Source organism: Chryseobacterium sp. MYb7, assembly GCF_002979455.1.
In the GTDB taxonomy this organism is placed as follows: Bacteria; Bacteroidota; Bacteroidia; order Flavobacteriales; family Weeksellaceae; genus Chryseobacterium.
The window spans coordinates 22738-48726 of sequence record NZ_PCOU01000037.1 but is presented as its reverse complement, the minus strand read 5'-3'; the positions used below and the strand labels follow the sequence as shown (position 1 = coordinate 48726).

Here is a 25989-nt window from a genome sequence, read left to right as displayed (position 1 = left end):
TTAGCGACTCTAATTTCCTAATCCCTTTTTTTATTTCAAATAAAAAATATAATTTTTGAAAAAGTCAAGATGACTTCATTATTTGTTTTAGGATTAAAATAAATTGGATAATATAGATTTGGTCTATCAACTTGTCTTGCATTACTTCCTCTTTTTCTAAGCCCTAATAATCTATATCTTTTTCCTTTCGCATCTATTTCTTTATATTCTTTAGAATAATCTTCTGGCAATTCAACCCCATTAGTTATAAATTTACCTTTATGATAAATTAAAAGGCTTTCATGTGCTGATGCGATGTATTTATCATCACTTCTTCCTTTAAAATTGTTAACAACTGCTACATTTGAAATAAAGTTTCCACTCCCAAAAATTTCATCACAAATAAGTTTGAGATTAGCCTGTTCATTATCATCAATAGAAATAAAAATAGCACCATCATCTGCCAAAAGCTTATGCAAAAGTTTTAGCCGTGGATACATCATGCAAAGCCATTTATCATGTCTTGTGAGGTCCTCACTTTCTTTGCCAACTACTTCTCCCAACCATTTTTTCATTTTAGGATCATTGACATTGTCATTATAAACCCATCCTTCATTTCCTGTATTATATGGTGGATCTATATATATACAATTAATTTTTCCTTCATATTCGGGTAAAAGACTTTTCAAAGCTTCTAGGTTATCTCCATGAATGATTTTGTTTTCAGAAGTAACTGAGTTTTCAGTTCTACTACTAATGGTATATTGGTTCTCCAATATCCTGTAAGGAACTTCTTGGTGATGGTTAATGACTTTTTCTTTTCCTATCCAGTGTAATGATGGCATTTTAGAGATAACTTTTTAAGATTAGCACATTATAAAACAATCGTAGTAATTAGGAATTGCTTTAATGATTGTCAAATTTAACAATTAATATATTAATCTTGTAGAAAAGTATAGCTGCCTTTTTCTATATTTTTTGACATCATTTGTTCTTTCAGGATTTCACCGACACAAAATATTCTAATAAACCAATAAAATAATATAAAATCCGCACCCTCTTTTAAAAACATAAGGCAACAGCATTGCATTGTTTTTCAATAGGGTTGCACCGCTTTCCGCAAAAATGCGTTTCCGACCAACGAGAGGAAATGCATTTTTGCCGCCCGATTTTTCTCAGGCGGTAAAATCATGCAATTTTTATGGGTTGGGAATGAAAGTTTTTCAGGTTAAGGAAAAATCCTCTGTTTTCCGTTAATCCGTTTCTAAACAAACCCCACAATAGAGAGCTTCCCATCTGTGCCAATGTTGAATTGATAAACAAATCCTGCTTCTCCAGTGCTTCTGCCAGTGAACAGCTTGGTGTATCATCAGTGTTTTCTGATTGCTTAAGCAAATCCCCAAACTCATCGGTGATAAAAGCTAAATGATCCACTGTTTCATATTTCTGTGAATTAGGCTGTTTGATTGTTCCAATGGTTGTCAATATTGTTTGACCTGTATTTTTGCTGTTTCCAAAATCTAAGGAATATAACGGACGGTTAGCATAATATCTGCCATTATTCAGGCTTTTTAATATATCCGCAATTTCAAATCTTGCACTCACACTGTCAACACAGGAAATATAAATATTTGCAGAAATATTTTCGGAAAATTTTTCCGATTCACTCTTTTTAAATTTTTGTGTTTCTGCTTTCCAGCTTGTTCCCATCCAACGGTTAGCACGGTTGATTAAGGCAACTGATTTGTATAACCCTAATTCCGATTCGGCAAAACGTTGTCTCCCTAAATTAGCTTCGGTAATGAGATCATCATCCCAAAGTCTTATCATTAGTCCTGGATGCCCCAATTGTATAAGACTGTAATTCATTTCCATTAATGCCGTCAATACTTTTGACCCTGTTCCTCCTGCACCGATCAGGTTAATGGTTACAGGGTTGGTCGGATTAATCAGGTAATTATCTGTAAAATGGACTTTTGTTTTTTCACTTGTCATGGCAGTATGTTTTTAAGGGTTTTATTGGTCTTTTTTAATATTTCTTTCGGGAAGGTTTTATCAGTATCAATAAGACCTTTCCAAATGCTTACACAGTTTCCATTGGTAGGATTATGGTTTAAATGACTGAACCTGCTGTTAAAAAAATAACTTTCCCAAGCACCAATAAATTCTTCAACCGAAGCTGAGTTTTTAATATCCACATTGACTGTTCCCATACAGACACTTCCGTTTTCATACACATTAAAAAAGGGAGCATGATACAAAATTGTTTTTTCTGTGGGTCTTTTGTCGGAAGTGAGGGCAAATAAGGTAAGATTTTGCTTTGAAGCCACCCACAGCATAGCAGGTATGGATGCTGTACCATTGGGAATTCCAAGGGATTCGGTAAAGAATAGTTTTACTTTTTTGGCTTTAGTATACCATATTACCGAGCCTTTTTCGGTCGGATTAATATATAGAACATTTGTTGGCAGAATACTCTCAGGTTTCAGAAATGCTTTGCTTTTTTCTTTTTCCGTATTAAGCGACTTTGCCAATATTTTAGCTTCCCTTTCACTCAAAGGATGAGCATTAATGGGATTTCCGTTTTTATCCATATCAAAATGTTCTACATAAGTATCTTTATCATCGTCTTTGGTCTGATAAATGACCAGTGCTGAAACCGGATGATATAATGTTCCGAAATGATGGGTAATGTCATTCATAGGTTAAATTTTAAATACTGTTTAAAATGTCAATTAATCTTTCAATCAGGGGAAAAATGCTGTTTTCAAAATCCAGTATATCAGTTTCGATGGGTGTTCCGTCAAATCTTTTTTGGGTGGAAGGTTCTTCTATTTCAGTACATTCCTGAAATTCAGCATTAACAGAATCAAATAAATTTTGAAATAATATTCCCTTATCATCTGCACAGAACGAAACATATTTTTCCATTGTGATGGTTCTTTCATGATAATCCTCATCATAATCGTCATGAGCTGTATTTCTTTTGTCCTGTTGAATATTTCGATAAATACTAGCATCAGGAAACATTTCATAGAGGGCAAGGGCATCACAGGCTAATAGGAGACAGTCGGTTTCAAAGGAATCTCTATTTTCAAAATGGTTGATTCTCTCTTTAAATCGGGTTAAATTCTGATGATTGAATATTTTTTGCTCCATATAATCACCAATCCACACACTTTGTCTTATTTCACGTAAGTATTCAGGAGTATCATCAGTTTCATCATAAATAAGCCACTCCGAAATCATTTCGTACATCCAGCACAGGTAACTTTCCTGTTGTCTATAATAAGGGACATCTGCAATGTGATACAAATATGAGCAGACGGATTGCAAAAGCTGTGTTGCCTGCCTGTAATTGGGGTTTTTAGATAATCGATACAGTGGAATTATTGGAATATAATACAGAGTAGCTCCGGTATTATATCTTTCTTCACTCAACAAATACGTTTTCTTTTTATCCTGTACCAAGCGGATTTGCTCCCAATTTTTTATTTTAATTTTTAACTGCTTTTTGATATCCTCTAAAGCAAAAGCAATATTGTAAGGAAAACCTAAATGTTTTGATGGTGCAGGTATGATTCCGTAATGTTCAGCCAATTGGGAAAGGGACAGGTAAAAATCCCTTTCCATTTTGCCTGTTTTCTTTTCATCCTGTGGGGATGGTGTGTCTTTCAGCTTAGGCAGAAACGAACATTTTAGAAAAGCATGGGTAGCATGACTATCGGTACTGCTTTCATTTTGTCTTTCTGTATTTCTCCTGCATCCTTTGGTCTTTGCATCCAATGGGCAAACTCTCCCAACTGTTTGTGCAGTTGCTTTTGTTTTTGTTGTTCGGGAAGCTGTATTCTTCCCGATATGATTTTTTGTTGCATTTATCATAATTTAGTGATTGATATTTAGTAAATAGTGGTTGGATCTAAAGCAGGTTACTGAAAACCCGACCACAAAATTTTATCAGCCTTTCGTTCCCATTACACTTTCAAAACGGTATTCTACCGTGTCATTCCTGATTTGTGGTGCAGAAACTTTTGCAGTGGTTAAAATCGGATAGGTATTGGCGTAAAAATTCATCACGGCTTCTACACTCCATTTCGGTTCTGGATCTGTCAATCGGATTTCCTGTCCGTTATCTCTCAGGATAAAAACTCTTTCTAATTGGGTTGCAAGTAACATAATTGTTGATTTTCTGATTTGATGTATTTTATTTTACTATTTTTCTGCGCTTCATCTGTAGTCTGATGATTGCTGACAGTAGGCAATTTTCTATTGCCATTATCTGTTGTATGGCTCCCTGTTTTCCACTCATAGAATTTATTTGGAATCTTATTCTACCCTTATCATGTTGTAAGGTTGCTATATAGGTTTCTATGGTTATCACGGCTGTTAATTAATGGTTGTGGTAGAAGTTTCTTCCTGACTGAAAAGATTATGCGCAAAGTGCTTCTCATATTCGTCCTGCTTTTTGAGGATAGTTTCTACATAGTCGGGATATTCTGAAGCCTTTGGAAGTGCTGACCATGCCCCTTTGTAGTTTCCTTCTTTTTCAAGTTCTTCGGCTTTTTGAAAAGCATCTTTGTACTTTTTCTCTTTGGCTTCTCTTTCCTTCTTCTCTTTGTCGGATTTTTCCTTTTCCATTGCCGACTGCTTTTTGGCTTCCTCTAATTGCTTCATAAAGCTTTCCATACCGACCATCAGTCCCGAAGCGGTTTGTAATGGGGCTTTAATGTGTTCAAAAAATCCGGCATCAAGCTCGTCTGCCGTTCCTTTAAGGTTAAGAGGAGGAATGATATTTTTTGCTTTATCTCCACATCCATCATTTTGTACTAATATGGAAGCCACTATTTGGCTTTCGTTTGCTTTGGCAATGGTTAGTATCAACTTACTATTAATATCCATTTTGGCTATCTGATTGAAAAAATTGGTTTGCATAATTTGTTGGGTTATGGATTAATTACTAAATGAGTATTGAAGTCTATTAGTTCCCATAATGAAAACTCCACTGTCCTAAATTCTTCTTCCGTATGCTTTCCATAGGCTTTATAAATGGCATTTCCATCCTTAGATATCTGCATCTGGTAATGACACAGGCTATTTTTAGGTTGTTTCAGTTCTTTTAAATTCTCTTTCTCTAATTCAATGAAAACTCTGTTTCTCTCAGAGAGCCACTCTTCAACCACAGGATAATATACTTTCGAAAATCTAAAGAACTCCACATGGGTGTCGAAATAGTTCAGCGATTTTATATCTTCATCATTTTCAATGATTTTTATAACTTCAAGCCGCTTCTTTTGGGTTCGTTTCCACTCCCCTGTAATGTTGATAATGGCAAAGTCGCAAGCATCCCATTCACTGTTGGTTTTTGCTTTTACAAGTAAATATTCCGTTGGTATATCAGATCGTTTCATTTTTTGTTTTATTTATGTTATTAATTCTATTAATTCTATTAATTCTATTAATTCTATTAATTCTATTAATTCTATTAATTCTATTAATTCTATTAATTCTATTAATTCTATTAATTCTATTAATTCTATTAATTCTATTTCTCCGAGGTATAAACCCCGTTCACGTAGTAGCCGATAAGCTTTTCCAAAAGCCGTATTAAGTCGTTGATATCTACATAGTATTTTTCTGTTCGGCTACAATAAATAACATATACAGGTACATCTGCATAATCTTTGTTGTAGCTATATGCTTTTGCCAGTTTTTTGGCTTCGGTTTTAGATTTTGTTTTCATAGTCAGGGATTTTCATAGATGTAAGTTCCACTTGTTTTAAAGGGGTCTGCACCCTGTGTCAATCGGATTTCCTTGTTAAATTTCAATGACAAGCTCCTTGCATAGTGTATCGCTGTTGTCCTGTCACAATGGATTTTGAAGTATATTGCTACCTGCTCCCATTCTGTTCGGTCATTTCGGGATTTCATCTGAAAATTATATTGTGATTCCATAAGTTTTAAGATAATCTTGTGTTAATGATTAAAATGGTAAATCATCATCCGTATCCCCTGCAAAAGGATTGTTTGATTCTTGCGTTGCATTTTGCTTCGGTTCACTTTCAACATTTCTTCCACCTCCATAAACCTGAATGTATGAAGTATGAAAATTCAATCCTGAACGGATTTCCCCATCTTTACCTATCCATGCGCTTGAGCTTGCCCTGCCTGTTAATTCTACCACCGTCCCTTTGGTAAGGATTTTGGCAACATTCGGGCTTATCCAATACGAGCAATTGTAATAGGTAGTCAGCTCTCTGCGTTCTCCCTGCTTGGTATTGTAGCTGTCATTGATGGCTACTGAAAAGTTCACGACCTGTCTGTGGTTTTTCAATGTGTTGATTTCTGCGTTTTTGGTAATTCTACCGACAATGGTGTTCATAATATTTTGTTTTAATTGTTAATGATTACTTTTTTTCAGTTGTAAAATTTCGAGTGATTTGATTCGGTATCGAGGACACTCGGCTTCTTTCTTTTCACCTTTTCCAATGGGAAAAGCATTATTTATTTTTTTTGTTTGATTATTCTTATGTTAAAGAGCGACTGTTTGATTCGTATAACTGAGGTTCCGACTTTTTCTTTGCTAAATGACCATAGTACAGGATCAGGCACTTAAAACCTGAATGGAAAAAAATGAAATGAAGGCTCTGAAATCTTTTTGTCCGAAGGATTCAGGAGTGTCTGGAAAAATTGTTGGAGCGGAGTGGAGAGAATTTTTGTAGAAACCCAAAAAGATTTTTTTGAGTGAATGACCTGTACTACATTTGCTACAGTAAAAAGTGAAAAACCACAGTTATATATATGAATTGAATGGGTGATATTTAACCCGAGAATGATCTAAAAACAATAATGAATAATTGGATTTTTCCTTGTGTTGATGTGATTTTGAAGTCTATTTTCTTATGACCGTCATCAACATTCAAGACCGAAATTCTAAAAATTAACAGTTTTATTGAAGATTTTATATTTTTGTTAGCTGATGAACCTGAAAAAATTAGGTATATTAAATTGAAAAAAATTTTCAACTCATGAAATTACCTCCTAAATTATAGGACCGTATATAAAAAATGACAAGTAAATTATTTGCAATATAGAAATAAACAAGATTATTCTATATTTGCAACCTTAAAATCCATTTTTTATGAAAGAACTATTAGAAAAAATTAACGCAGAATTTGAAACTTTTAAAACAGACTCCAACCTTCAGCTTGAAAAAGGAAACAAAGCAGCCGGAACAAGAGCAAGAAAAGCAGCTTTGGAATTAGCCAAGATTCTAAAAGATTTCAGAAAAATTTCCGTCGAGGAAAGCAAGAAATAGTCAAAAGCTTCCTCTAGATGGAGGGAGCTTTATTTTTGTAACACTCTATAATGAGCATTCAGAGAACCAGTTACTCATTATATCTTTTGGCAAAACCACTCATTAAGGTCCTTAAAATCTCGATAAATTAGAGAACAATCCTCTACATGTTTATATTTCGTTAATATTTTGTTTTTAGTGATATTTCCATTCGAATCATTATCAAGAAAAAGGTAAATTTTATCATATTCATTAAGCCTTTTCATTGCTTTGAAAAGCATTACCGTAGAATTAAGGATCAGATAATCAGAATTTTTAGTTTTTTCTATATTTTTGAAAGTCAGGTAATCTAAAAACCCCTCAAATACCGTGATTTCTTTATTATTTTGTTTGCCCTGAATCAAAGTCACATCTTTTTTACCTAAACAGATTTTAGAATACGGATTGCGGATTTCAAAACCACCTGAATTATTTTCAAAGCCAATTCCGAAATAATTTTTCCCATTTAACTCATATTGCAGTTCTCTAACAAGATCCCTTTGCTGATAAACTTTCCTTGATTTCAGGTATTGCATCAAAACCGGATGCCCGATTCTTTTTATTTCCAAGATCCTGTAATGAGGCCGTGTTGTAATCTCTCCCTTTTGTTTTTGATCCTGTATTGAAAAATCAAAATTTCCAAGGTATTTCAAAGCTTCCGAAACAGAACATTTGTTCACCTGCTGAACAATTGAAATGACATCATAACTCTTTCCTGTTCCAAAATCAAATGCAACATTTTTAATAAAATCGACAGAAAGACTGGGAATCTTTTCGTCCCTGTCCAGCGCAAAATAAAAGGCTGTTTTCCCATTTTCTTTCACGGGAAAAAGATTGAAGGATTCTAAAACCGTCCGGATTCCGACTTTCTGTTTGATTTTTTCGCAATTCATTTTTTTTCTTTTTAAAGCAATTTTTTACCCTGGATTTCCCTTTTAATAAAAAAAAGACTTTTATTATCTTTTAAATAACTTTTAATAGTTCGTGGTATCTGCCTGTCACAAAGCGTTTGCAATGATTTTCAAATGAGCGCAATTCCGAATTCCGAATGAGTGCAAATCCGAAATACAGATGAGCGCAATTCCGAAAAGATGCCCTTTACCGCATGAGCGCAAATCCGAATTGAACTATGTTTTCATCATTTCTTTTTAGCGTATCTGTCATTTTCACTGGCTTTACAATATCGGAATGAGTGCAATTCCGAAATCAGCTTCATAAAATTCTAAATTTTAACAATTCCTTAACTTCAGTGAGCGCAATTCCGAATTCCGAATGAGTACAAATCCGAAATACGGATGAGCGCAATTCCGAAATCAGAGAATCACGGGATAACCGTTGGGCAGTATTTCTCCCATTTTTGTTTCCCTGTATAGCTGTATAATAAGCTCCTGTATTTTGTTTAAAAAAGCCGTTCCCTGATAATTTGTGGATTTTACCCCTTTCAGCCTGTTCATCCTTATAAATTCGCCAAAAGCCTTTTCTATAAGTTGGCGGGTTTGCGGAATAGTTTTGTATTGGTAAGAAAACTGGAGCATTTCGCGTTCTTCCAGGCCATACCTTTTCTGAAAATAATAGAGCCTCTTTGCAATTTTTGATTTCTCTGCCGTGTGCTCCGACATATCGGTACCGCTTACCATTTTATTGAAAAAAGGATGAATGAAAATAGAATCACCTTTGTAATGATAATTGAATGAAAGGGTATTGTACCTGTTGAAATTTATTTTTGCAGTTTTGAGGAACTTGAAACAAAAATCATTCGCGGTTTTATAGTTCAGCCCAAACTTTTTGTTCAGTGACGAAAGTTTTATCACTGTTCCATCTTCAGGCAGTTTTGAAAGCCAGATCGCAAAAATAATGTGCTTGTTGTTTCTGATATTATACACCAGATTGTACAAGATGTAGTTATATTCAGGTATAATCATTAGCTTTTTCAGCCAGTAACTGCTGATGAGAAAGCTTGTATATCCACGCTCATCATAACTGGGAGTGGAAATAAGCCCACCGAATGTTTTAATCTCTTTTCCTTTTGAATTTACGGATTTATACCAGCCCATTTTAAACCGGGCAAGAAACTCATACGCTTCCACAACCTGTTTGGTTGAGCCACTCGGTGAGATCTTGCTGTTCCGGATTTTAATGGAGGCAAAAATGTTATTTTCGGTTTCAAATTCTTCATCAAATAAAGAGAGCTGCTTCGGACGGTCTTCCGGACGGAACTGCTCACTACTGATAATCAAAATGATGTTAAAAATAACACGTAGTGCATTGATCGGAATATCAGCCGCCTCTTGGTCTTCAAAAATAAAATCGTCCACAAAATGATTACCCAGGCGTATTCTTTCTGAAATTCTCTCATCTTTATCTTCAAATATCCTTCTGACAAGCCTTACATCTTTTTCCGGAATCGCCATAATTTATATTTTAAGTGCTTTTAACTTTGTTATTCTAACAGAACTCTATTCTTTGCAAGACCTACAGCAATTTAATTTTCTCACTTTTTAATGTTTTTGAGCCATCGGTAAGATTATAATACAGGTACTCCCCTGTTTCATCTATTCTGAAAACTCGTTTCTCTACTTTCCCGAAATTGGGTATTCTAACTTTTTGGATTCCCTGATACTCGGCGATAGTGCCATTGAGACTTACTTTCTGTCCAGGCTTTAATTCTGATAGTTTCATTTTTTACCGTTTTAAAATTTTAAATAGATAAACATCAATACTTAGGTTCTTTAAAGGATCATTTTGGAGGTTTAATAACAGGGATTGAATCTAAAGACAGCTGTCCGTTATCCGTCCCATTTTTTATATAGGGCAAAAGATTTTTCAATGAGGATTTCCAGTTGGTTATCGGTTTTCCTAAATTATTGCACCAATCATTACCCGCCCACAAAGCGTATTTTTCCTTAATATCAGATTCCATAGATGCCTCATAACCACTCAGTGTATAGGCGTATGCCATGAATTCCTCTAAAGAAGGATTGCCGACTACTGTTTTAAAAGGCTGAGGCGCACCATTATCAAAAGATGCTTTCTCTTTCTGTTCTGTAGTTTCGGGAGTACTTATGACGGGTAAACCAGTCAATGACAAATTTTCCTTTTTTTCTATTACCGGAATCCGAGGGTTATTTTTTCTTTTTGCCTTTTGGTCTTCTTTATCCTTTTGGATTGATAAAGGATAATCTTGCACTATTCTGTAAGAACAGGAGTACCCATTTTTACTTTCGTACCGGACCAGCCCTGAGTTGAGCAGCGCTTCTCTTGCGGATTTTACCGTTTTTCTTGTTAGTCCTAACGTATTACCAATCGCTACGTCGGAAACAGTAACATCATATCTGTTATTATCGTTCGCTAATTTCAGCAGATACAGGTATATTGCAACAGCAGTGGTACCCAGTTGCGCTTTTGGACCAGATTCCCAAAATTTTTGTATGAGTTCCTGATAATACATCGCTACTTCCTGCCAAAAAGCTCTAGTACTTTTTGCTTATCAATGATGATAATTTTCCCCTTTTGTATGATGGCTTCATCCAACATTCCGGAGGATTTTATTTCCGAAGCTTTTGAAACGGAACATCCCAGGACTTTTGCCAATCCCTTGAGTCCGTATTCATGCCTGTTTTCCGAATTGAGGGTTTTGATAATTTCCAAAAATTCCTCAACGGTCAGCTTCCAAAGGGGTGTTTGCGGATCTATCTTTTTCATTTCCTTCTTTTATTGATTTTAGCTAGCTTTTTTTTCCTTAGAAATCCAATTCCTTGCAGCAGCCTGCCAGCTGTTCATTAATTTCCCGTCACTTAATTTCCAACCCTGAGAATCATAAAAAGAATAAAACTCATGTGCCTGAGCAGAAGGTAGATCACGTTCATTAAAATATAATTCTACTTCATGAAATTCAGGTGCAGAAAAGAGGCTTTCTTTTTGTACTGATAATTTTTGCTCCCGGAATGCTTTATGTAAAGAAACTCCAGATTCCTCAAAGTCAACAATATCAACCAGGCTTCCAATATAAGGGTCGTAACTGGGGGAATACATAATGAATCCTGCCAGATGTAATTCTTTAATGCACTTATGATAGGTTCCAAGGGATTTTACCTTACCCAATCTCATGACCTCACCACGATAAATACGAAAGGGGCTTTGAAACCGGTTCATGCTCCAGCACTGAAAAAGTGCAACATAAATACTGATATGGGATGGATGTAGCCGGTTATCTTTAATCACATGCGCAAAAAAATTGATGATATCTTTAGTCTGACTCATGATTTCCTGTTTTCTGTGATTATTTAGAATCCGTAAGCAGCTTCTCAATGTCTTTGTAGTTATAATACAAGATCCCCCCTATCTTCGTATAAGACAGGGTTCCGTTGATTCTAAGATTCTGTAAGGTCCCGGAAGAAATATTCAGAAGCTTTTTGACCTCCGAAGTACGGAGCCATAATTTTTGTTCTGTCGTTCTTACCTGAAGTAATTCTTTAATCCCTTCCAGCAGATCTATTTTGAATTGCTGAAGGTCTTCTTTGGTGATAATGGATATTGCCATAATTTCAAAAATTGTTTGTTTGACAAATTTTCGAAATCAGACCGGATTTCTTTCGGTAGGTCTTCGGTACTACCGAAAGATTTTTATATACCTCTTATCAATAAAGGAATTGTGGAAAAAGTACTAATAATTTGATTTATTGTGTACAAACAGGGAAAAATGTCTATTGATCACCATCTTGGAATGATTGATTCAAATGATCACTGAGCAGCTGAAGGAATTTAGTAGGGTTGGTTTTCCTGCTTTTTATCTCATGAAGCGTCTTATAAAAGTTCCCCAGGTTAATATTGAGTGACTTTTCAGTAAATTTAATAATCTCGCTAAACTCAATATTGCCACCATTAAATGAACGTGTATTGTGGAGCGCATATAGAAGTTCCACCAAAGCAGATTTTGAGGCCGACCATTGGAGCGGGGATTTATCCGTTATCTTTTCATATACATACACGTTAATTTCAGCAATAGATTTCAAAAGGTATTTTTCCAATCGATCATTAGCAATAATTTGGGAAATAAGGTGGTCATGTGAAGTGGCAAATTTTTCATCATAATCATAAAGACCGGATTCTATTTTCGTTTTCAGATCAAACTGATTCCGGACGAAATATTTTTGATCAAGATAGGTGGCTCTACGTCTATAGTACTCATAAAAATCGATGTGGTTTTCATAAAAATTTTTCAACACTTCCAATTCGCATTCAAAATATTCTTTCAGGCTTAACTCTCCTGCATTTGGTTTGGCCGCCTCAATTGATAAAAGCTTTGAAAAATAAATAAACTGCGAAATGAAAACGGGCTTGATTTCCTTGAAGAAATAAACTTCGTCTGCAACAGTTGAAAACTGATATAAGCTTACCTCCTGTTTAATGATTCTTATTACAGAATCAATTTCCATCAATGATCTCTCATATAAATCAATAGGATTATTTTTTTGATCAAAACTAATCTGTTCAAGCTTTTTCCCTAAACTAGTCTCTAATCGCTTACACTTTTTAAAAAACGAATTGGCATGCATATTTTAAATAATAAGTATGAATTTTAAAGAATTATACAAATGTTTAATGATAAATTACACAGCGTGAAACCCAATAAAATTATGAATCACCAAACTCATCATTGATTTTTTGAATATATTCCGAAGGCATTACACCTGTTAATTCTATAAAACATGTAGAAAATTTGGGTCTTGTGGAAAATCCGCATTCATCAGCTATCGTATCAATGGAATACTTCCTCCATTGCACACTGGTTCTTAGCATTTCTTTAGCATAGTCGATCCGTAACCTATTGATGTACGTATTAAAATTCGCTCCTTTATATTCATTTATAACTGCCGATAAATAAGCAGTATTCGTTTTTAGCCTCTTTGCGAGCTGATTTTGGGTAAGCCTTTTTTCTAAATAAAATTTGTTTCGCTCCATAATTTCGAGTTTTTCCAATATTTCGTCTGTCAGATTCTCAGGCAACTTGGAATGTTTTATTGAAACTGGATCTTTATGGTTTTCATTTTCTAAAATCGGGTCGTTAACAATTTGGTTCTTTTTAACACCTTTTCTTACCTTATAATACCTTGCGGATATTACGAGCAGAGCACTGAAAGAAATTCCTGCAATAACATATCCGTAAAAAGCGGAAGATTCCAGTCTTTTTTTGGATGTAAGCAAGTCATTGGTATCATATTCTTTATGGATTTTTCCTGAAAGGTATTTAAAATCGTTAAGCATTACTCTGTCAAATTGCAATAATTGTTTGGTATAATACAATTCTTTTTTATTGTCATTTTTATTTTTGTAATGTGTGATAAGCAACTCAAACGCTTCCCTTACCGAAGGATGTGCAAAATTTCGCTTCAGAAATATACTATCTACTTTTTGTAAATAATTAATACCTTCATTTTCTCTGTGATTTCTTAATAGAATTTTACCTTTTAAAAAATAAATCAGCGATGCATTGGTAAAATCACTCTTCTTTTCAATGCCTGCCAAAGCAATATTAAAATCCGACAAAGCCTCCCGGTCATTTTTTCTTAGGTAGTCTAGGATCCCAGTCAGCTTATAAAAATAGCTTCTTTCTATATAAAAATTTTTATCCTCGGCTGAAGCCTCCAATCCTTCATTAATAAGATCGGAAACCTCTTTTATTTTTGATTGATAAAACAGACAGATACCCATCTGATGAAGGCTGTTCAGATATCCCTTCTTCATATTGTATCGAAGATTGGGAAAATCATCGGGAACGCTTGTATCCCGATAATAGGAACGGCACTTTGAAAAAAGTGTAAAGGCTTCTTCATAATATCCCAGATAACTTTTGACAACTCCTATATGGTACATATTCTTATGACGCAAATAGGGATCTTTACTTTTATCCAAATATTGCCAAGCCCTCAGATACTGATCAAGAGCCTTCTGATATTTTCTGTAGGTAAAATAGTAAACACTTCCTTTTGTAAGATAGGAATTCCCTATAAGATCAGGGTCCCTTGTTTGGGAAGCAGCCCATACAGCACTGTCCGAGTATTCTATTTTTTTATTTCTCGAAAAGCTAACGGCATCACGATACGCCTGGGTCAGCTCCTTATAATTTTTAAATGCTTTCGCCTCTTCAATATAGGCATTGACAAACTCAAGAGCACGTTCATCGTTTTCTTCAAAATTATCATAACGTACCCTGTAATCAGAATATTTCTGACCATTAACCAAAAAGCAAAAGAACACGAAAAAACAGAATATTATTTTCAAAATAAAAATAAATTGACAATATAATGTTAAAAATATTACAAATATGATTCAAAATTAAGCAAAATGAATCAAGCAAAAAATTATTTTAACACTTTAGGAATCATGCATAATAAACACAATAAAACTATCTGATTTACAATCAATTAACACACCATTAAACGTGGATCCGATTTATAAATCGGATCCTGAAAATTTATAAATCAGATCCACCAACCTTTTTTTTCGAAAAATTCATGCTCTAAATTCGCTTTCAGAATTCTAAAAAACTACCGGCCGGGATTGTTAATTATTTAATCCCAAAATCATGAAAACCAAAATATTAATACTGCATATTGTTGCAGGAATTTTACTTTCATTTGTTATTTTATCCTGTCGTGAAGAAAGCCTTCCGCAGATTCCTTATCCGGAGATGCCTGTCATTACGACTGAAAGAATGGTCTCAAAAGCAGACACTACCCAACTTGAAAAAGAATTAGAACCCAGTGAAAAAGATCCGCCAAAGGATCGGGACAACTGGAAAACCAGTAAGTAACAAAATTTTGAACCAACATGGAGACTCAGGTGCCACTCATCATTGAATCGGGAACGGCCTGTCCCGTTAGTGGAATATGGAAAACCATAGGACCTCTTACTACTACCATCACGGTAAATGAAAAATCTGCTATGCCTACCTATTGCGGCGTAAAAGTACGCTGGATATTGTTATACCATTGTTAAAATCTTATTATGAAAAAGAAACTGACACAACTTGCCATATGGATTGCTTATTTTTTTATCCTGTTGTTTTGCTACGCATCCATCAGCAAAATATTTGATTTTGAAAACTTTCAGGTTCAAATCGCCCAGTCTCCATTGTTAAGTGCTTATGCTATAATAATTACCTATGGAATACTTTTCCTTGAACTTTTGGTCTGCTTCTTTTTGATATTTGATAAAACGAGATTCATTGGATTGTACGGTTCCTACATACTGATGGTTCTCTTTAGTATCTATATTTATCTTATCCTCAATTATAGTGAGTTTGTTCCCTGTTCCTGCGGTGGAATTCTTGAAAAAATGGATTGGCAAACACATCTCATTTTTAATCTGATATGTGTACTGGTTGCTGTAGTTGCCCTTAGTATCGACACGTATGCAAACCACAAAAAACAAGGGAAGCTCTTCTTCACACTTCTAATCACAGCAGGGCTCTGTATCACCGCAATGCTCATCATGTATCAAAAGTCAGAATATATTCTTAAGAAAGATAATGGTTTTCAAAGAAGATTTTTACAGCATCCTATTCTTAAAAATGGTACGTATGATTTAAAACTGAACTCCTATTATTTTGCCGGCTTTTCAGGCGATACCCTATATCTTGGGAATTACACAGCACCGTTCTCACTCACAAAGATTACCAATTTTACGGGAATGGAACGAAAAAATCTACAACTCAACCATACAGACATTAATTTCAGGTCCCCCCTACTTGAAGTAACAGACGGGCTAATCACATTATATGACGGGACAATCCCAATCATTTTTGAAGGAACAACCGGAAGCAATAAGCTCACTGAGCAAAATATTGGAAAAACCTATTTCAGGAAAATCAAACGAATTGATCATAATAACTTTCTCATAGGTGCTTTCCACCGCAAAAAGCAGATTCAGAGTCTGGGAATTATCAGTAGAGGAAACAAGGATTCTGTAAGGTTTAATCCAGAGCTTTTGGAAAAGAATAAAGAAGGTTTTTTTGAACCCGATGGGCAATTAAATTATGATTCTTTTACAGGTAAGGTTGTTTATGTTTACCATTATAAGAACAGGTTTGTAGTTACTGATCGAAATCTGAAATCAAAACATGTATTCAGGACCATTGATACCGTCAGCATCCCGCGGCTGGGTCTTTCCCACTTAGCCGATGGCAGCAGAAAGCTTAACAATCCGCTGGTGGTCAACAAAAGATCAATTGCCTATAAAGGGGTTCTGTTTGTGGAGTCGGACCGCAAAGGAAAGCTGGAAAAAGACAGGGGTAATAGAGCCATTATACTTGATCTTTATTCTATTCAAGAGCAGAAATACCATGGCAGTATCAGTATTCCCAACAGAAAGAAGGAGCAACGTGTACAATTTACAATACATGGAAACATCTTGTATGTAATAATAGAAAATGAACTGATCAGATATCGTTTTGCGCAAAACATCACTCAACATTTCATTTCAGGGGAAGCCGAAAACCTGTACACAGAGTAGGCACCAATAATAAATTTATAACAATGAAAAAAATGAGAAAAATCGCATTGCCATTGGCTATCCTGTTAATCGGAGCAGGCAGCGCGTATGCTACCAATGTAGCATCAGAGACTAAAAAAGCTGATATTCCTGGATGGAAAATTGATCTTGAAAATCCGGAACAGCCTTGTGTCATGACTAGTCAGCTGTGTACGACAGATAATACTGGTATTGTCTGTACGGTAAGTGATGCTTCCGGTGTCCATGACCTGTATGAATCCAGTTGCGAAACAGAATTATTCAGAATTCCTTAACTGTTAACTATTACTAACTACTAAAAGAAGGGTGCACTTTATTGAGCACCCTTTATGTATTTCTGTATCCAGGGGATATTTCTTTCATCCTTTAAATGATAATTAAACCAATCCAGAATTTTCAGGGTAAGGTCTTTCTGAGCTTCAGCTCTGCTTAAACTGTGGCCTTCTTTATCATAAAACAAGGCAATAACAGGTTTCCGGTATTTTCTTAAGGCAATAAACATGGATTTGGTTCCTTCAGGGCTTACATTTCCATCATCAGTTCCTGTCCAGAGCAGCATGGGTGCACTGACATTCTGAACAAACATTATCGGATTATTTTTGATATATTTTTCAGGATTTTCTGCCATCGTAGCCTTAAACCAGTACTGGCGCCCTTCATACCTGTAATAGTCGGGAGCATTAAAATGATAATTGTATGCATAATAAGTCCGTACCACATCAGAAACTGCTGATCCTGAGACATAGGCTGCAAAACGGGCTGAATGACCCGCAATAAAATTAGTTTCATAACCGCCAAAAGACTGTCCCATGAGTCCAATCTTTGTCATATCTACATTCCTAATCTTCTGTAATTCGTCTAAGGCATTATTAATGCTTTCCAGTGCTGAAATTCCTGCTCCTTTGTCAGATTGCGAGATATCAGCAAGCAGTACAGCGAAGCCTTCCTCCATCAACAGCGGGATATTCAGCCCTGTGGGATTCGAGAAGGAAGGTCGCAGGAATCTTTTGGTCATATAATCCTGCTTCTCATACACATGGATAACAACGGGGTATTTTTTTGAGCTGTCATAATTCATCGGCATATACAAAGCTCCGCTTATGGTTTTTCCATCCGAGCCTTTGTAGGAAATTTTAATAAGCTCTGCCTGTTCAAATTTTTGATTATTCTGATCTGAAACATAAAGAACTTTTGGATTTTCTTTCTCTTTCTTTACTACAAGCCTTGGCCGTTTATTGAAGTTTTCTTCGATCCAGTAATAATTTCCACCCTGATTCATCTTTTTAAATTCTGTGATTCCATGAGCCGTTGGCTCCTGGATGATATCCAGCTTCCTATTTTTTAATGAAGCATAGCTGGTATAACTGTTATTCGGACCCGTGATTTTTAGCAGCAAGCACTTTTTGATATCCACTGTCCTGAAATCTCTTCCGTATCCTAATTCCGTACTGGTTCTTGTAAAATCTATCAGCTCAATTTCAGAATCATCATTTATGGTAAACATTTCTTTCATTTTCTTAGTAGCCAGATTATATTCAGAGATCCTGTTTCCTCCTACCCATAGAACTTCTTTCTCAGAAGTAAAATAAGGAACCATAGCCGCAGAAATCTTTACATCTTCCATCACCAGAGTTAACGTATTGTACAGCTGCCAGTTGTTTTCCCTCTGGATTAGCAGGTACTGACCTGAAGTTGAGATTACCATCTGTTTCCGCACATCCGTAATCAGAGTATATGTGTCAGTTACCGCATTCCAGAGATACAGCCTGTCATAGCTATTTCCTCCCGCTTTATCCATTTTATCCACCTGCTCCTTATCGGTTTCATACATCATGTAGCGTGAATTCCCGATAGCAGTCTCCCCGAAATATCCGAGGCGGGTCATCAGGACCTGCTTACCGCTTACCGGCTCCCAGTCCACCCGGATAAATTCTGTGATCGCTTTTGCATGTTTCTTAAGGTCGAAGTCCGTTCCGTACCAGATATCAACCATTCCTTTTGAAGGCGGGATTTTCTTTCCTAATTTAAGGACAATACTATTATCAGAACGGGAAGGATTCAGCATCATCTGATCATAGTCAGCGTAACTGCTTCCATCAAACACATATTGTTTTTTATCCTGAGAAACATAATAGAGGTTGGTCTTGCCTTTCTTTCGGGTCTGAATCACAAAGCCTTTCTGTTTCATTCCTGAAGGCAAAATATTGCTCAGCTCATCATGGGTAGAAAAGATTGTTTCAAAAACTCCATTCTTTAAAATTAATGCTTCAATCAGATCACCTGTCTTTCTCCTGGCGATGGTCTCATCCCCTTCAGAATAGATATGCTGAATACCGGAAATACTTTGTCGAAGGCTAAGATCAGTATCATAAACTTCCAGCCTGCTTTCATCTTTTTCAGTATACAGCACCATAAAGGCATGCTGCTGTTTATTGTAGATAAACTTTTTTACGTGTTGAAAAAAACGGGATTTTCCGGTTTCGGGATTAAGATACTCCAATGTATCTTTTGTCTGTATCGCGAGATCGTTTCCCACCCAAATGATAAAATCAATATTTTTTCTTTCCGTTCTGTGGTCTTTATCTCCTGTTCTTTGCAGCATCATGTTTTTTGTCCCGTCAACAGAGAATATATACCATACCAGCCATTTACCATTATCAGAAGCCTGAGGAAATTTCATTTCTTCGGTATCCCTGACAAGCTTTTCCAAGTGCTCATACCGTTGGGCTGAAAGGTTTTGTGGCATAATGAAAAGAAATATCCATAATATCCATGCGACCACATAGGTCTTTCGCCTTCGGAAAGATTTGAAAGTGATATAATCAATATGTGACGCCTTAATATCCATCATTTTGTGGTGTTAAGTGATTGTTCAAAAGCATTTCTTTCTGTGGCAACGGCAGATATTGGTTGGTCGTTTTCCAGTTAGGTTTTATGGGTTGTAATAAATCCAGCTGCCCCCACCGTTTCAGGTCAATGAAACGACTTCCGTGTTCTGCAAAAAATTCTTTTCTTCTTTCATTTTTTATTTCTTCCATCGCCTGAGCCTGTGAAATAGCAGTACCAAGCGGCGTTAATCCCCCCCTTTGTCTGGTCTGATTGATGAAAGGAACTGCCTCGACTATTTTATTCTGCATCACTAGCGCTTCTGCCAGCATCAAGTAGATATCCTCCAGCCTGTAGATGATAGAATATTCTGTCGTATTGGTAGCGGTAGTTATTTTATATTTGGTCTGCTTATAATTGGTCTGTGAACCAAATACCACCGGAGTAAAATAGTTTTGCCGTCGAAGATCGGTGGCTGAAAAAGAACCTATAAGATCCGGATTCAAAATAAATGAAGTAGGCGCACCCACAAAGTTATAGAGCATTGCTTCACTTGTCGGGTCAGTATTGTTCTTAGGCTTTAGCTGCCAGATAATATGCTTTCCGGTTTTCTGAAATACTTTGGGAAGGTCATTTTGAAAAACATAGTCAGCATTCTGAATAATCGTCCGGCATAATGCTTCTGTTTCCTGCCATTTTCCCAGCATCATTTTCATTTTAGCCTGTAAAACCAGGCCTGCTGCCTTATTAATATAAATCCTTTCTGCATTCCGGTATGCTGAGGGCAGAAGGTTCACCGCATCCAAAATATCGGCATCCAGCCTTGCCAGAAATTCAGTCTTAGGCATTCTGCTTAAGGTCGAATTATATACATAATCTGTCGTGGTAGTATATGGAATCTCCCCGTACATCTGGTACAGGTAATAGTAGATAAGGGAGCGGATGAGCATTGCTTCTCCCTTTATCCTGCTTTTTGCTGATGCCGAAAGGCTTTTGGATCTTTCCACGCCTTCTATGATGCTGTTGGTCATATATACCTGCTGATAAGCCGTTGTCCATACCTGGCTCACGGTAGCATTGGTCGCCAGCGGCTGATTATGGTAGATATCCAGGATACCGTTTCCGGCGCTGGTGAAAACGCAAGTAATATCATCGGTATAATTTCCAAGTAAAGCACCGGAACCGTCTGTTGTGCCACTGATCACGGAACCGGTCCATAGTCCCGAGTACAGTCCAGCGAGCGCCGCATCTGCGGTTCTCTCATCTTCAAATACCTGTTCTGTGGCCAGCTGGTTGTTCGGAAAATCTGTTTCTATGAATTTCTCACACGATACTGCGCTTAAAGCAGCATAAAGCATCAAAAGAAGCGCTATGATAGAGTCTATAATATTTTTCATTGTTGTTGGTTATTTGGAGTTATTACATATAAATCTTCAATCATCTCAATCGTTAATGATCCCAAATCTTTATCTTTAATTTTTAATCACTAATCATCAATCTTAATCGTTAAAAAGTCACCTGGAATCCCAGGGAATAGGTTTTAAGGGGTGGAAGGTAGCCTACGAGATAAAACTCCGGGTCCATTCCAAAATAATTGGTGATGGTCAGAAGGTTTTGTCCCTGCACATAGATCATAGCTTCTTTGATGCCCAGCTTTTGCATGGGAATGCGGTAGTTAAGCTGCACATTCTTCAGCCTGATATAGGAAGCATCACTTATTGCCGCTGTTGAGTTCTGGAAGAACCCATGCAGGGAAAGCTTCTGGGGGTTGTACCCTGCTGAATATTCCATATAGCTGCCTCCCGGGTTAGATGGTGACCATGCATCCAGTACTTCTACAGGCTGATTGCTGAGTGCTCCGGGCAGAAGCATCTGGCGGTTGTAATTCCAGTTTCTCTGTTTTACAAACTGCCACAGGAAAGATGCTGACCAGTTTCCCCATCTGAATTGATTCGACCATCCCCCGAAAAACCGGACACCCAGCTTTTCTACTGTCTTATTATCGTCAGGGGAAGTAATCTTGCCGTCACCATTGAAATCTGTAAACTTGTAAAGCCCGGTTGCAGGGTCTATGCCTTCATACTGGTAGACTTTGGCAATGGTGGTAGGATATCCGATCACATACTGATTGGAATATGTAGAGCCTTCGAGATTCGGGAATTCTACAAGCGTATTCTTAGGAATGCTCAGGTTAAAAGAGGTTTCATACCTGAATTTTCCTTTTCGCAAAACCTGCAACGAGGTATCGAATTCCCAGCCTGTATTCCTGATCTTTGCCGGAAGATTGGACTGCACGGAAGGAAAGCCAGTGGTGGTAGGAAGGGGAATACCCACCAGCTGGTTGGAAGAAGTGTTTTCATAATAGGCCGTGGAAAAATTAAAGCGTCCATTCCATAGCCCTAATTCCAGAGCCAATTCTTTTTTCAGAGTCTTCTCCCAGCTGAAATCAGGGTTATACAAACGGGCCGGATTTAAACCGGTCTGCCCGTTATAGATACCCGATGAAATAATATAGGTATTGAGATATTGGTAATCTCCTATTTTATCATTTCCTGTGGTTCCGATGCTTCCCCGAAGCTTACCCAGACTCAGCCATTTTACATCTTTCAGAAATGGTTCTTCTGAGAAAAGCCACGCCGCGCCTACGGCTCCGAAGTTTCCGAAACGGTTATTAGCTCCAAAACGGCTGGAACCGTCACGCCTTCCGGTAAGATTCACAATATATCTTTTTTTCAGCTGGTAGTTAAAGCGGGCAAAAACGGCTGTATAGTTATACTGGCTGCGAACCTGATCGGAGATGGTTTTTACGCTGGCGGCTCCGATATTATCAATCAAAGCGTTGCTCTCAAAGCCTTTTCCCTGGATAGCTCCCTGTTCCGATTGTGTTTTTTGCAGGGTTGCTCCCAATAAAAATTCAAACTGGTGATTTCCTATTTTGTAGGCTCCCACCAGCTGGGGTTCGAGGATATAGGAAAAATTGACCTGGTTATTCCTGGAAGAGGTAGAATTCATGCTGGTTTGTCCGAATGAAGGATTATTGATCGTATGGGGCTTTATCGAACGTTCTTCGAAATTCTGATAGCTGATTCCGGCGTTCATTTTTAATGATAGGAAAGGAAACAGCTTATAGGACACATTAAGGCCGTTATTAAAGTAGGCGATCTTATTTGAATACTCGCTCAGAAGCGAAGCCACGGGATTGTTAAATGTTCCGTTCTCCCAGTTGATGCTCCCGTCTGCGGTATAAAGTGCCGGAGCATTGGGGCTCAGCATAATACTTTTCAAGGTAAGGTCATCATTCTGCACATTGTTCTGCTGAAAAGAGAAGGTATTTACCAGGCTAAATTCCATTCTCCTGTCGGGAGTAAGATAACTGAAATTGGCATTGATGTTATTGGTTTTATACCTGAAATCAGCAGGCAAAACAGTGGTCTGCTCATTATGGCCATAACTGATCTGGTAAGAAAAATTTTCAGCCCCCCCGTTCATTGACAACTGAACGCCGTAGGCATCTGCCATGTTTCCGATCAGTTCCTTCTGCCAGTTGGTGTACCTCATCTGGTCCCAGGTTCCGTTGATGTCATACATGGTAGCGGGATAGGCTACATTATCATTCTGGAATGCCTGCCGGCGCATACTGATGTACTGCTCCGTGTTCATCATTTCCATAGACCTAGTAATCCTGCTTAAGGAATACGAGGTATTAAGCTTGAGCTCAGATCGTCCTTTATTTCCTCTTTTAGTGGTTACAATGATCACCCCGTTGGCTCCTCTTGATCCGTAAATGGCTGTTGCATCAGCATCTTTTAAAATCTCAAAGCTCTCAATATCATTCGGATTGATAGCATTCAGGGGATTGATAGAGGACCACGGAAGGATCTTATTAGAATACAACGAAGGGGTTTCGGAAGCCTGGGGAACACCGTCTATAATATATAAAGGCTCATTGCCCTCACGACGGATACTGTTCTTTCCCCTGATCTGGATATCAAATCCGCCTCCGGGAGTTCCGGTGTTCTGGGTAATGCTTACTCCTGACATTCTCCCCTGAGCTGCGGATAGCACATTGGTGACAGGCTGGTTTTCGATATCCTTAGCTGAAACTTTGGCTATGCTTCCGGTGCGTTCTTTATCTTTGACCTTATAATATCCTGCATTTAGCAGTACTTCTTCAATGCTGCTTACTTTTTCCGAAAGAGGTTTATTTAAAGGGGATAAGGTATCGGTCTTTTCCCTGATTACGGAAGCTTCAGGGGTATTCTTTCGGGAAATAGTATCAGAATTGTTCTGTACCTGTGCATGAAAAGAGACGCCTGCTACCGTCAGCATAAGGACACCTGAAACGCGCCCTATGCTGGTATAGGATTTTTTCATAAATTTGTTGGGTTTAATAAACTTATTATAACTAACTGCTCTTTCCTGCACCAGCTGTCAACTTTTGCGGAAAGGGCTTTTCTATTTTCTGATCAATCTGATAATTGGCTTCTACGAATCGTTGTAATATTCTATACTCGTTTTCATGGGTTTTTTATGGTTACTTTGTGTTTTGCAAAAATTCCAGATACTTCCTTAGCATCGGCAGCTTAAGAAAGCTCCGAAAAATATTAACATGTATGTTTTTCTTAAAAAGCCTGTAAAGCTCTCAATGGCTGCGCAACCATTGTACCTGTCAATGCATACTCTTATATTTTCAAAAGTTGAACTTAGAGTTTTTAATAGTGTAGAATGTATGGAACTGCATAGAAACAAAAACGGCATGGGTACTCTACATTATCTAATTCGGGGTACTGGTATACCTACATGCAGATAAGAGGAAGAAACCCACGCCTAGGTCGTGAGCTTACTTACTTATCCTCTCGCATGTAAAAATTACCAGTTTTCGAATTGAGATTCTAAGCAATAGCTTCTATTTTTCGTTGAAGTATCGCAAAATTACATCTTTTTGATATAATGTTTTACAAATATAATAATATTTTCCAATATTGGGATATATCCCAATATAATTTTTATTAAAATATTGCACTTTGCTTTAAATATTAGCAAGTATGGATATTAGTAAAGACTTGAGAATTCATATTGGAAAGAGAATTTCAATTATTAGAACTAAAAAGAAACTAACCCAACAAGAGTTGGGATTTTTAACAGGAATTGATACAGCTGATATAAGCAAGTACGAATCGGGCAAGATAAATTTAACATTAAGAACACTTCTAAAATTTGCGGTTGCCTTACAAGTTCATCCAAAAGAATTATTTGATTTTGAACTTGATATCACAAAATACAAAATAGAAGACTAAATCCTGACGAAAGTTTGGAGTTTTTGTTTGTAAAATATCATATAAAAAACAAACTCCTAAAATTATAATGTGAAAACTTTTATTGCCTATAATAATAAAGTCCGATTTGAAGGCAGCATTAAGTAATTTTTGAAATAACTAAATTATCTCTGACACAGCTCGTGGCACTTTCCTAACAATACAATTTCATTTTATAGTATCTCAGTAAATAATCATAAATCATCAATTCAAACAATCGTTGATTAGAAACAAAAAGTCTATTAATATTCATATGGAATATACTACTGAAAAAGCTTTGCAAAGACATTCCCAAAGATTCGTTTTCTTCATGGCTGATAATATTCTGTAATACTAAATTGCTCTCTTCAATATTAGAGATAATTACATTCCGCTCTTCCAAAAATTCTGCTGATTGAGTAAAATATAAATATTTTGGTTTAAAATTCCTATATTTTTTATCAAGCTGTGAGTTAAGCTTTTTATCCGTATTAAATTCCTGTTTAAAGGCCGTATTGAAATCTTTTATCCAATCTAGTTTTTTTTCAACTGAAAGATTGAGCCTACTCAGAATTTCGTCAATATAAAAAAGAGAAACAATGATTTTTTCCTCATCATCGTAATGTAGGCATTGTAGGATAAAATCGCTGTTTATACAAAACAAGGTTTCAGCTTCTTCAATGGTATTTTCACCATAACGTTCAATTTCCCGGTTGTAAGTATCAATCAGAATATTCGAAATTTCTCCACTTTCTATATATTCTTTTAGACTTTTGTTAATTTTATTAAGAATCTTGTCGTAATCATTAGTATTATTTAACCTAAATCTCACCCTCAAATGCGGCTTCGGATCATGATAACGGATGAAAAGCCATTTTGAAATATAATTATTTTCCTGTAAATATCCTACTAAGGGCTGTACTGCTTCTTCTAAAATGAGATCGGCAGTTTTCACTCCTGTATAAATTTTAAGATACAGCCATTCACTTCCCGGAACAAATTTTCTTTTTGTAGCCATAATTCTTT

The 25989-nt window shown here is 36.6% G+C and carries 28 protein-coding genes; 6 read left to right on the top strand and 22 right to left on the bottom strand.

The annotated features are described in order from the left end of the window. Positions 1–35 precede the first annotated feature (35 nt). The 9 genes from CQ046_RS21630 to CQ046_RS21580 form a co-directional block, all read right to left on the bottom strand. Positions 36–824, bottom strand: coding sequence for a site-specific DNA-methyltransferase (locus CQ046_RS21630; protein WP_228407015.1), 789 nt, complete (start codon positions 822–824; stop codon positions 36–38). A 343-nt stretch (positions 825–1167) separates the two neighbouring features. Next, positions 1168–1974 carry a PRTRC system ThiF family protein gene (locus CQ046_RS21625; protein WP_105704260.1) on the bottom strand — a complete coding sequence of 269 codons (807 nt, stop codon included), beginning with the start codon at positions 1972–1974 and terminating at the stop codon, positions 1168–1170. Further along, positions 1971–2681, bottom strand: a complete 711-nt coding sequence (locus tag CQ046_RS21620) for a PRTRC system protein B (protein ID WP_105704259.1) — start codon at positions 2679–2681, stop codon at positions 1971–1973. The genes CQ046_RS21625 and CQ046_RS21620 overlap by 4 nt, the downstream gene beginning before the upstream one ends. A 10-nt stretch (positions 2682–2691) precedes the next feature. Further along, positions 2692–3861, bottom strand: coding sequence for a hypothetical protein (locus CQ046_RS21615; RefSeq protein ID WP_105704258.1), 1170 nt, complete (start codon positions 3859–3861; stop codon positions 2692–2694). 75 nt (positions 3862–3936) lie between these two features. Next, entirely contained in the window at positions 3937–4155 is a 219-nt protein-coding gene (locus tag CQ046_RS21610) for a PRTRC system protein C (protein WP_024568776.1), read from the bottom strand. A gap of 210 nt (positions 4156–4365) precedes the next feature. Then, positions 4366–4911 carry a PRTRC system protein E gene (locus CQ046_RS21605; protein ID WP_105704257.1) on the bottom strand — a complete coding sequence of 182 codons (546 nt, stop codon included), beginning with the start codon at positions 4909–4911 and terminating at the stop codon, positions 4366–4368. 11 nt (positions 4912–4922) lie between these two features. Continuing rightward, positions 4923–5387, bottom strand: a complete 465-nt coding sequence (locus CQ046_RS21600; protein WP_105704256.1) for a hypothetical protein — start codon at positions 5385–5387, stop codon at positions 4923–4925. 134 nt (positions 5388–5521) lie between these two features. After that, entirely contained in the window at positions 5522–5719 is a 198-nt protein-coding gene (locus CQ046_RS21590; protein WP_105704254.1) for a DNA-binding protein, read from the bottom strand. A 240-nt stretch (positions 5720–5959) separates the two neighbouring features. Further along, positions 5960–6358 (bottom strand): single-stranded DNA-binding protein, encoded by a 399-nt coding sequence (locus CQ046_RS21580; protein ID WP_105704252.1) that lies wholly within the window; start codon positions 6356–6358, stop codon positions 5960–5962. Positions 6359–7117: 759 nt separating this feature from the next. Between CQ046_RS21580 and CQ046_RS21575 the strand changes: the two genes are divergently transcribed. Then, entirely contained in the window at positions 7118–7294 is a 177-nt protein-coding gene (locus tag CQ046_RS21575) for a histone H1 (protein WP_024568772.1), read from the top strand. Between the two features lie 77 nt (positions 7295–7371). On the opposite strand, the gene CQ046_RS21570 is transcribed toward CQ046_RS21575, so the two are convergent. The 9 genes from CQ046_RS21570 to CQ046_RS21530 form a co-directional block, all read right to left on the bottom strand. Further along, complete coding sequence (locus CQ046_RS21570) at positions 7372–8205, bottom strand: toprim domain-containing protein (protein WP_105704251.1); 834 nt, start codon at positions 8203–8205, stop codon at positions 7372–7374. Between the two features lie 420 nt (positions 8206–8625). Next, positions 8626–9723: a hypothetical protein gene (locus tag CQ046_RS21565; RefSeq protein WP_105704250.1), complete on the bottom strand. Its 1098-nt coding sequence runs from the start codon at positions 9721–9723 to the stop codon at positions 8626–8628. A 61-nt stretch (positions 9724–9784) separates the two neighbouring features. Further along, entirely contained in the window at positions 9785–9991 is a 207-nt protein-coding gene (locus tag CQ046_RS21560; RefSeq protein WP_105704249.1) for a hypothetical protein, read from the bottom strand. Positions 9992–10049: 58 nt separating this feature from the next. Next, positions 10050–10760 carry a hypothetical protein gene (locus tag CQ046_RS21555; RefSeq protein WP_105704248.1) on the bottom strand — a complete coding sequence of 237 codons (711 nt, stop codon included), beginning with the start codon at positions 10758–10760 and terminating at the stop codon, positions 10050–10052. A gap of 2 nt (positions 10761–10762) precedes the next feature. Then, positions 10763–11014, bottom strand: coding sequence for a DUF3853 family protein (locus CQ046_RS21550; protein ID WP_105704247.1), 252 nt, complete (start codon positions 11012–11014; stop codon positions 10763–10765). Positions 11015–11032: 18 nt separating this feature from the next. Further along, the gene (locus CQ046_RS21545; RefSeq protein WP_105704246.1) at positions 11033–11572 is read right to left on the bottom strand and encodes a hypothetical protein; all 540 of its coding nucleotides are present in this window, start codon (positions 11570–11572) and stop codon (positions 11033–11035) included. 19 nt (positions 11573–11591) lie between these two features. Then, positions 11592–11852: a helix-turn-helix domain-containing protein gene (locus tag CQ046_RS21540; RefSeq protein ID WP_105704245.1), complete on the bottom strand. Its 261-nt coding sequence runs from the start codon at positions 11850–11852 to the stop codon at positions 11592–11594. Positions 11853–12015: 163 nt separating this feature from the next. Next, the gene (locus tag CQ046_RS21535) at positions 12016–12747 is read right to left on the bottom strand and encodes an RteC domain-containing protein (protein WP_228407014.1); all 732 of its coding nucleotides are present in this window, start codon (positions 12745–12747) and stop codon (positions 12016–12018) included. A 199-nt stretch (positions 12748–12946) separates the two neighbouring features. After that, positions 12947–14593, bottom strand: coding sequence for a helix-turn-helix transcriptional regulator (locus CQ046_RS21530; protein ID WP_123906666.1), 1647 nt, complete (start codon positions 14591–14593; stop codon positions 12947–12949). Positions 14594–14897: 304 nt separating this feature from the next. On the opposite strand from CQ046_RS21530, the gene CQ046_RS21525 reads away from it, so the two are divergent. Genes CQ046_RS21525 through CQ046_RS21515 form a run of 4 tightly spaced genes read left to right on the top strand, consistent with a single transcriptional unit; the run spans position 14898 to position 17118 of the window. After that, complete coding sequence (locus CQ046_RS21525) at positions 14898–15125, top strand: hypothetical protein (protein ID WP_105704242.1); 228 nt, start codon at positions 14898–14900, stop codon at positions 15123–15125. A 17-nt stretch (positions 15126–15142) separates the two neighbouring features. Then, the gene (locus CQ046_RS23765; RefSeq protein ID WP_157837397.1) at positions 15143–15310 is read left to right on the top strand and encodes a hypothetical protein; all 168 of its coding nucleotides are present in this window, start codon (positions 15143–15145) and stop codon (positions 15308–15310) included. A gap of 9 nt (positions 15311–15319) precedes the next feature. After that, positions 15320–16825, top strand: a complete 1506-nt coding sequence (locus CQ046_RS21520; RefSeq protein WP_105704241.1) for a MauE/DoxX family redox-associated membrane protein — start codon at positions 15320–15322, stop codon at positions 16823–16825. Positions 16826–16848: 23 nt separating this feature from the next. Beyond that, entirely contained in the window at positions 16849–17118 is a 270-nt protein-coding gene (locus CQ046_RS21515) for a DUF6520 family protein (protein ID WP_050022320.1), read from the top strand. Positions 17119–17156: 38 nt separating this feature from the next. On the opposite strand, the gene CQ046_RS21510 is transcribed toward CQ046_RS21515, so the two are convergent. The 3 genes from CQ046_RS21510 to CQ046_RS21500 all read right to left on the bottom strand — a co-directional run bounded on the left by CQ046_RS21510 (position 17157) and on the right by CQ046_RS21500 (position 24043). Beyond that, positions 17157–19694, bottom strand: a complete 2538-nt coding sequence (locus tag CQ046_RS21510; protein WP_105704240.1) for an alpha/beta hydrolase family protein — start codon at positions 19692–19694, stop codon at positions 17157–17159. Then, complete coding sequence (locus CQ046_RS21505; protein WP_105704239.1) at positions 19681–21066, bottom strand: RagB/SusD family nutrient uptake outer membrane protein; 1386 nt, start codon at positions 21064–21066, stop codon at positions 19681–19683. Before CQ046_RS21505 ends, CQ046_RS21510 begins: the two co-directional genes overlap by 14 nt. 109 nt (positions 21067–21175) lie before the next feature. Continuing rightward, entirely contained in the window at positions 21176–24043 is a 2868-nt protein-coding gene (locus CQ046_RS21500; RefSeq protein ID WP_105704238.1) for a SusC/RagA family TonB-linked outer membrane protein, read from the bottom strand. A gap of 671 nt (positions 24044–24714) precedes the next feature. Between CQ046_RS21500 and CQ046_RS21495 the strand changes: the two genes are divergently transcribed. Further along, on the top strand, positions 24715–24966 hold the full coding sequence (locus CQ046_RS21495; RefSeq protein ID WP_105704237.1) for a helix-turn-helix domain-containing protein: 252 nt from the start codon (positions 24715–24717) through the stop codon (positions 24964–24966). A 172-nt stretch (positions 24967–25138) separates the two neighbouring features. Here the strand turns inward: CQ046_RS21495 and CQ046_RS21490 are convergent, their stop codons facing one another. Beyond that, entirely contained in the window at positions 25139–25981 is an 843-nt protein-coding gene (locus CQ046_RS21490; RefSeq protein ID WP_105704236.1) for a thiopeptide-type bacteriocin biosynthesis protein, read from the bottom strand. Positions 25982–25989: the final 8 nt, after the last annotated feature.

Excerpts from the sequence above, each read along its gene's own strand:
- CQ046_RS21630 (WP_228407015.1), bottom strand. The coding sequence starts at position 824 with ATGCCATCATTACACTGGATAGGAAAAGAAAAAGTCATTAACCATCAC.
- CQ046_RS21625 (WP_105704260.1), bottom strand. The coding sequence starts at position 1,974 with ATGACAAGTGAAAAAACAAAAGTCCATTTTACAGATAATTACCTGATT.
- CQ046_RS21620 (WP_105704259.1), bottom strand. The coding sequence starts at position 2,681 with ATGAATGACATTACCCATCATTTCGGAACATTATATCATCCGGTTTCA.
- CQ046_RS21615 (WP_105704258.1), bottom strand. The coding sequence starts at position 3,861 with ATGATAAATGCAACAAAAAATCATATCGGGAAGAATACAGCTTCCCGA.
- CQ046_RS21610 (WP_024568776.1), bottom strand. The coding sequence starts at position 4,155 with ATGTTACTTGCAACCCAATTAGAAAGAGTTTTTATCCTGAGAGATAAC.
- CQ046_RS21605 (WP_105704257.1), bottom strand. The coding sequence starts at position 4,911 with ATGCAAACCAATTTTTTCAATCAGATAGCCAAAATGGATATTAATAGT.
- CQ046_RS21600 (WP_105704256.1), bottom strand. The coding sequence starts at position 5,387 with ATGAAACGATCTGATATACCAACGGAATATTTACTTGTAAAAGCAAAA.
- CQ046_RS21590 (WP_105704254.1), bottom strand. The coding sequence starts at position 5,719 with ATGAAAACAAAATCTAAAACCGAAGCCAAAAAACTGGCAAAAGCATAT.
- CQ046_RS21580 (WP_105704252.1), bottom strand. The coding sequence starts at position 6,358 with ATGAACACCATTGTCGGTAGAATTACCAAAAACGCAGAAATCAACACA.
- CQ046_RS21575 (WP_024568772.1), top strand. The coding sequence starts at position 7,118 with ATGAAAGAACTATTAGAAAAAATTAACGCAGAATTTGAAACTTTTAAA.
- CQ046_RS21570 (WP_105704251.1), bottom strand. The coding sequence starts at position 8,205 with ATGAATTGCGAAAAAATCAAACAGAAAGTCGGAATCCGGACGGTTTTA.
- CQ046_RS21565 (WP_105704250.1), bottom strand. The coding sequence starts at position 9,723 with ATGGCGATTCCGGAAAAAGATGTAAGGCTTGTCAGAAGGATATTTGAA.
- CQ046_RS21560 (WP_105704249.1), bottom strand. The coding sequence starts at position 9,991 with ATGAAACTATCAGAATTAAAGCCTGGACAGAAAGTAAGTCTCAATGGC.
- CQ046_RS21555 (WP_105704248.1), bottom strand. The coding sequence starts at position 10,760 with ATGTATTATCAGGAACTCATACAAAAATTTTGGGAATCTGGTCCAAAA.
- CQ046_RS21550 (WP_105704247.1), bottom strand. The coding sequence starts at position 11,014 with ATGAAAAAGATAGATCCGCAAACACCCCTTTGGAAGCTGACCGTTGAG.
- CQ046_RS21545 (WP_105704246.1), bottom strand. The coding sequence starts at position 11,572 with ATGAGTCAGACTAAAGATATCATCAATTTTTTTGCGCATGTGATTAAA.
- CQ046_RS21540 (WP_105704245.1), bottom strand. The coding sequence starts at position 11,852 with ATGGCAATATCCATTATCACCAAAGAAGACCTTCAGCAATTCAAAATA.
- CQ046_RS21535 (WP_228407014.1), bottom strand. The coding sequence starts at position 12,747 with ATGGAAATTGATTCTGTAATAAGAATCATTAAACAGGAGGTAAGCTTA.
- CQ046_RS21525 (WP_105704242.1), top strand. The coding sequence starts at position 14,898 with ATGAAAACCAAAATATTAATACTGCATATTGTTGCAGGAATTTTACTT.
- CQ046_RS23765 (WP_157837397.1), top strand. The coding sequence starts at position 15,143 with ATGGAGACTCAGGTGCCACTCATCATTGAATCGGGAACGGCCTGTCCC.
- CQ046_RS21520 (WP_105704241.1), top strand. The coding sequence starts at position 15,320 with ATGAAAAAGAAACTGACACAACTTGCCATATGGATTGCTTATTTTTTT.
- CQ046_RS21515 (WP_050022320.1), top strand. The coding sequence starts at position 16,849 with ATGAAAAAAATGAGAAAAATCGCATTGCCATTGGCTATCCTGTTAATC.
- CQ046_RS21510 (WP_105704240.1), bottom strand. The coding sequence starts at position 19,694 with ATGATGGATATTAAGGCGTCACATATTGATTATATCACTTTCAAATCT.
- CQ046_RS21505 (WP_105704239.1), bottom strand. The coding sequence starts at position 21,066 with ATGAAAAATATTATAGACTCTATCATAGCGCTTCTTTTGATGCTTTAT.
- CQ046_RS21500 (WP_105704238.1), bottom strand. The coding sequence starts at position 24,043 with ATGAAAAAATCCTATACCAGCATAGGGCGCGTTTCAGGTGTCCTTATG.
- CQ046_RS21495 (WP_105704237.1), top strand. The coding sequence starts at position 24,715 with ATGGATATTAGTAAAGACTTGAGAATTCATATTGGAAAGAGAATTTCA.
- CQ046_RS21490 (WP_105704236.1), bottom strand. The coding sequence starts at position 25,981 with ATGGCTACAAAAAGAAAATTTGTTCCGGGAAGTGAATGGCTGTATCTT.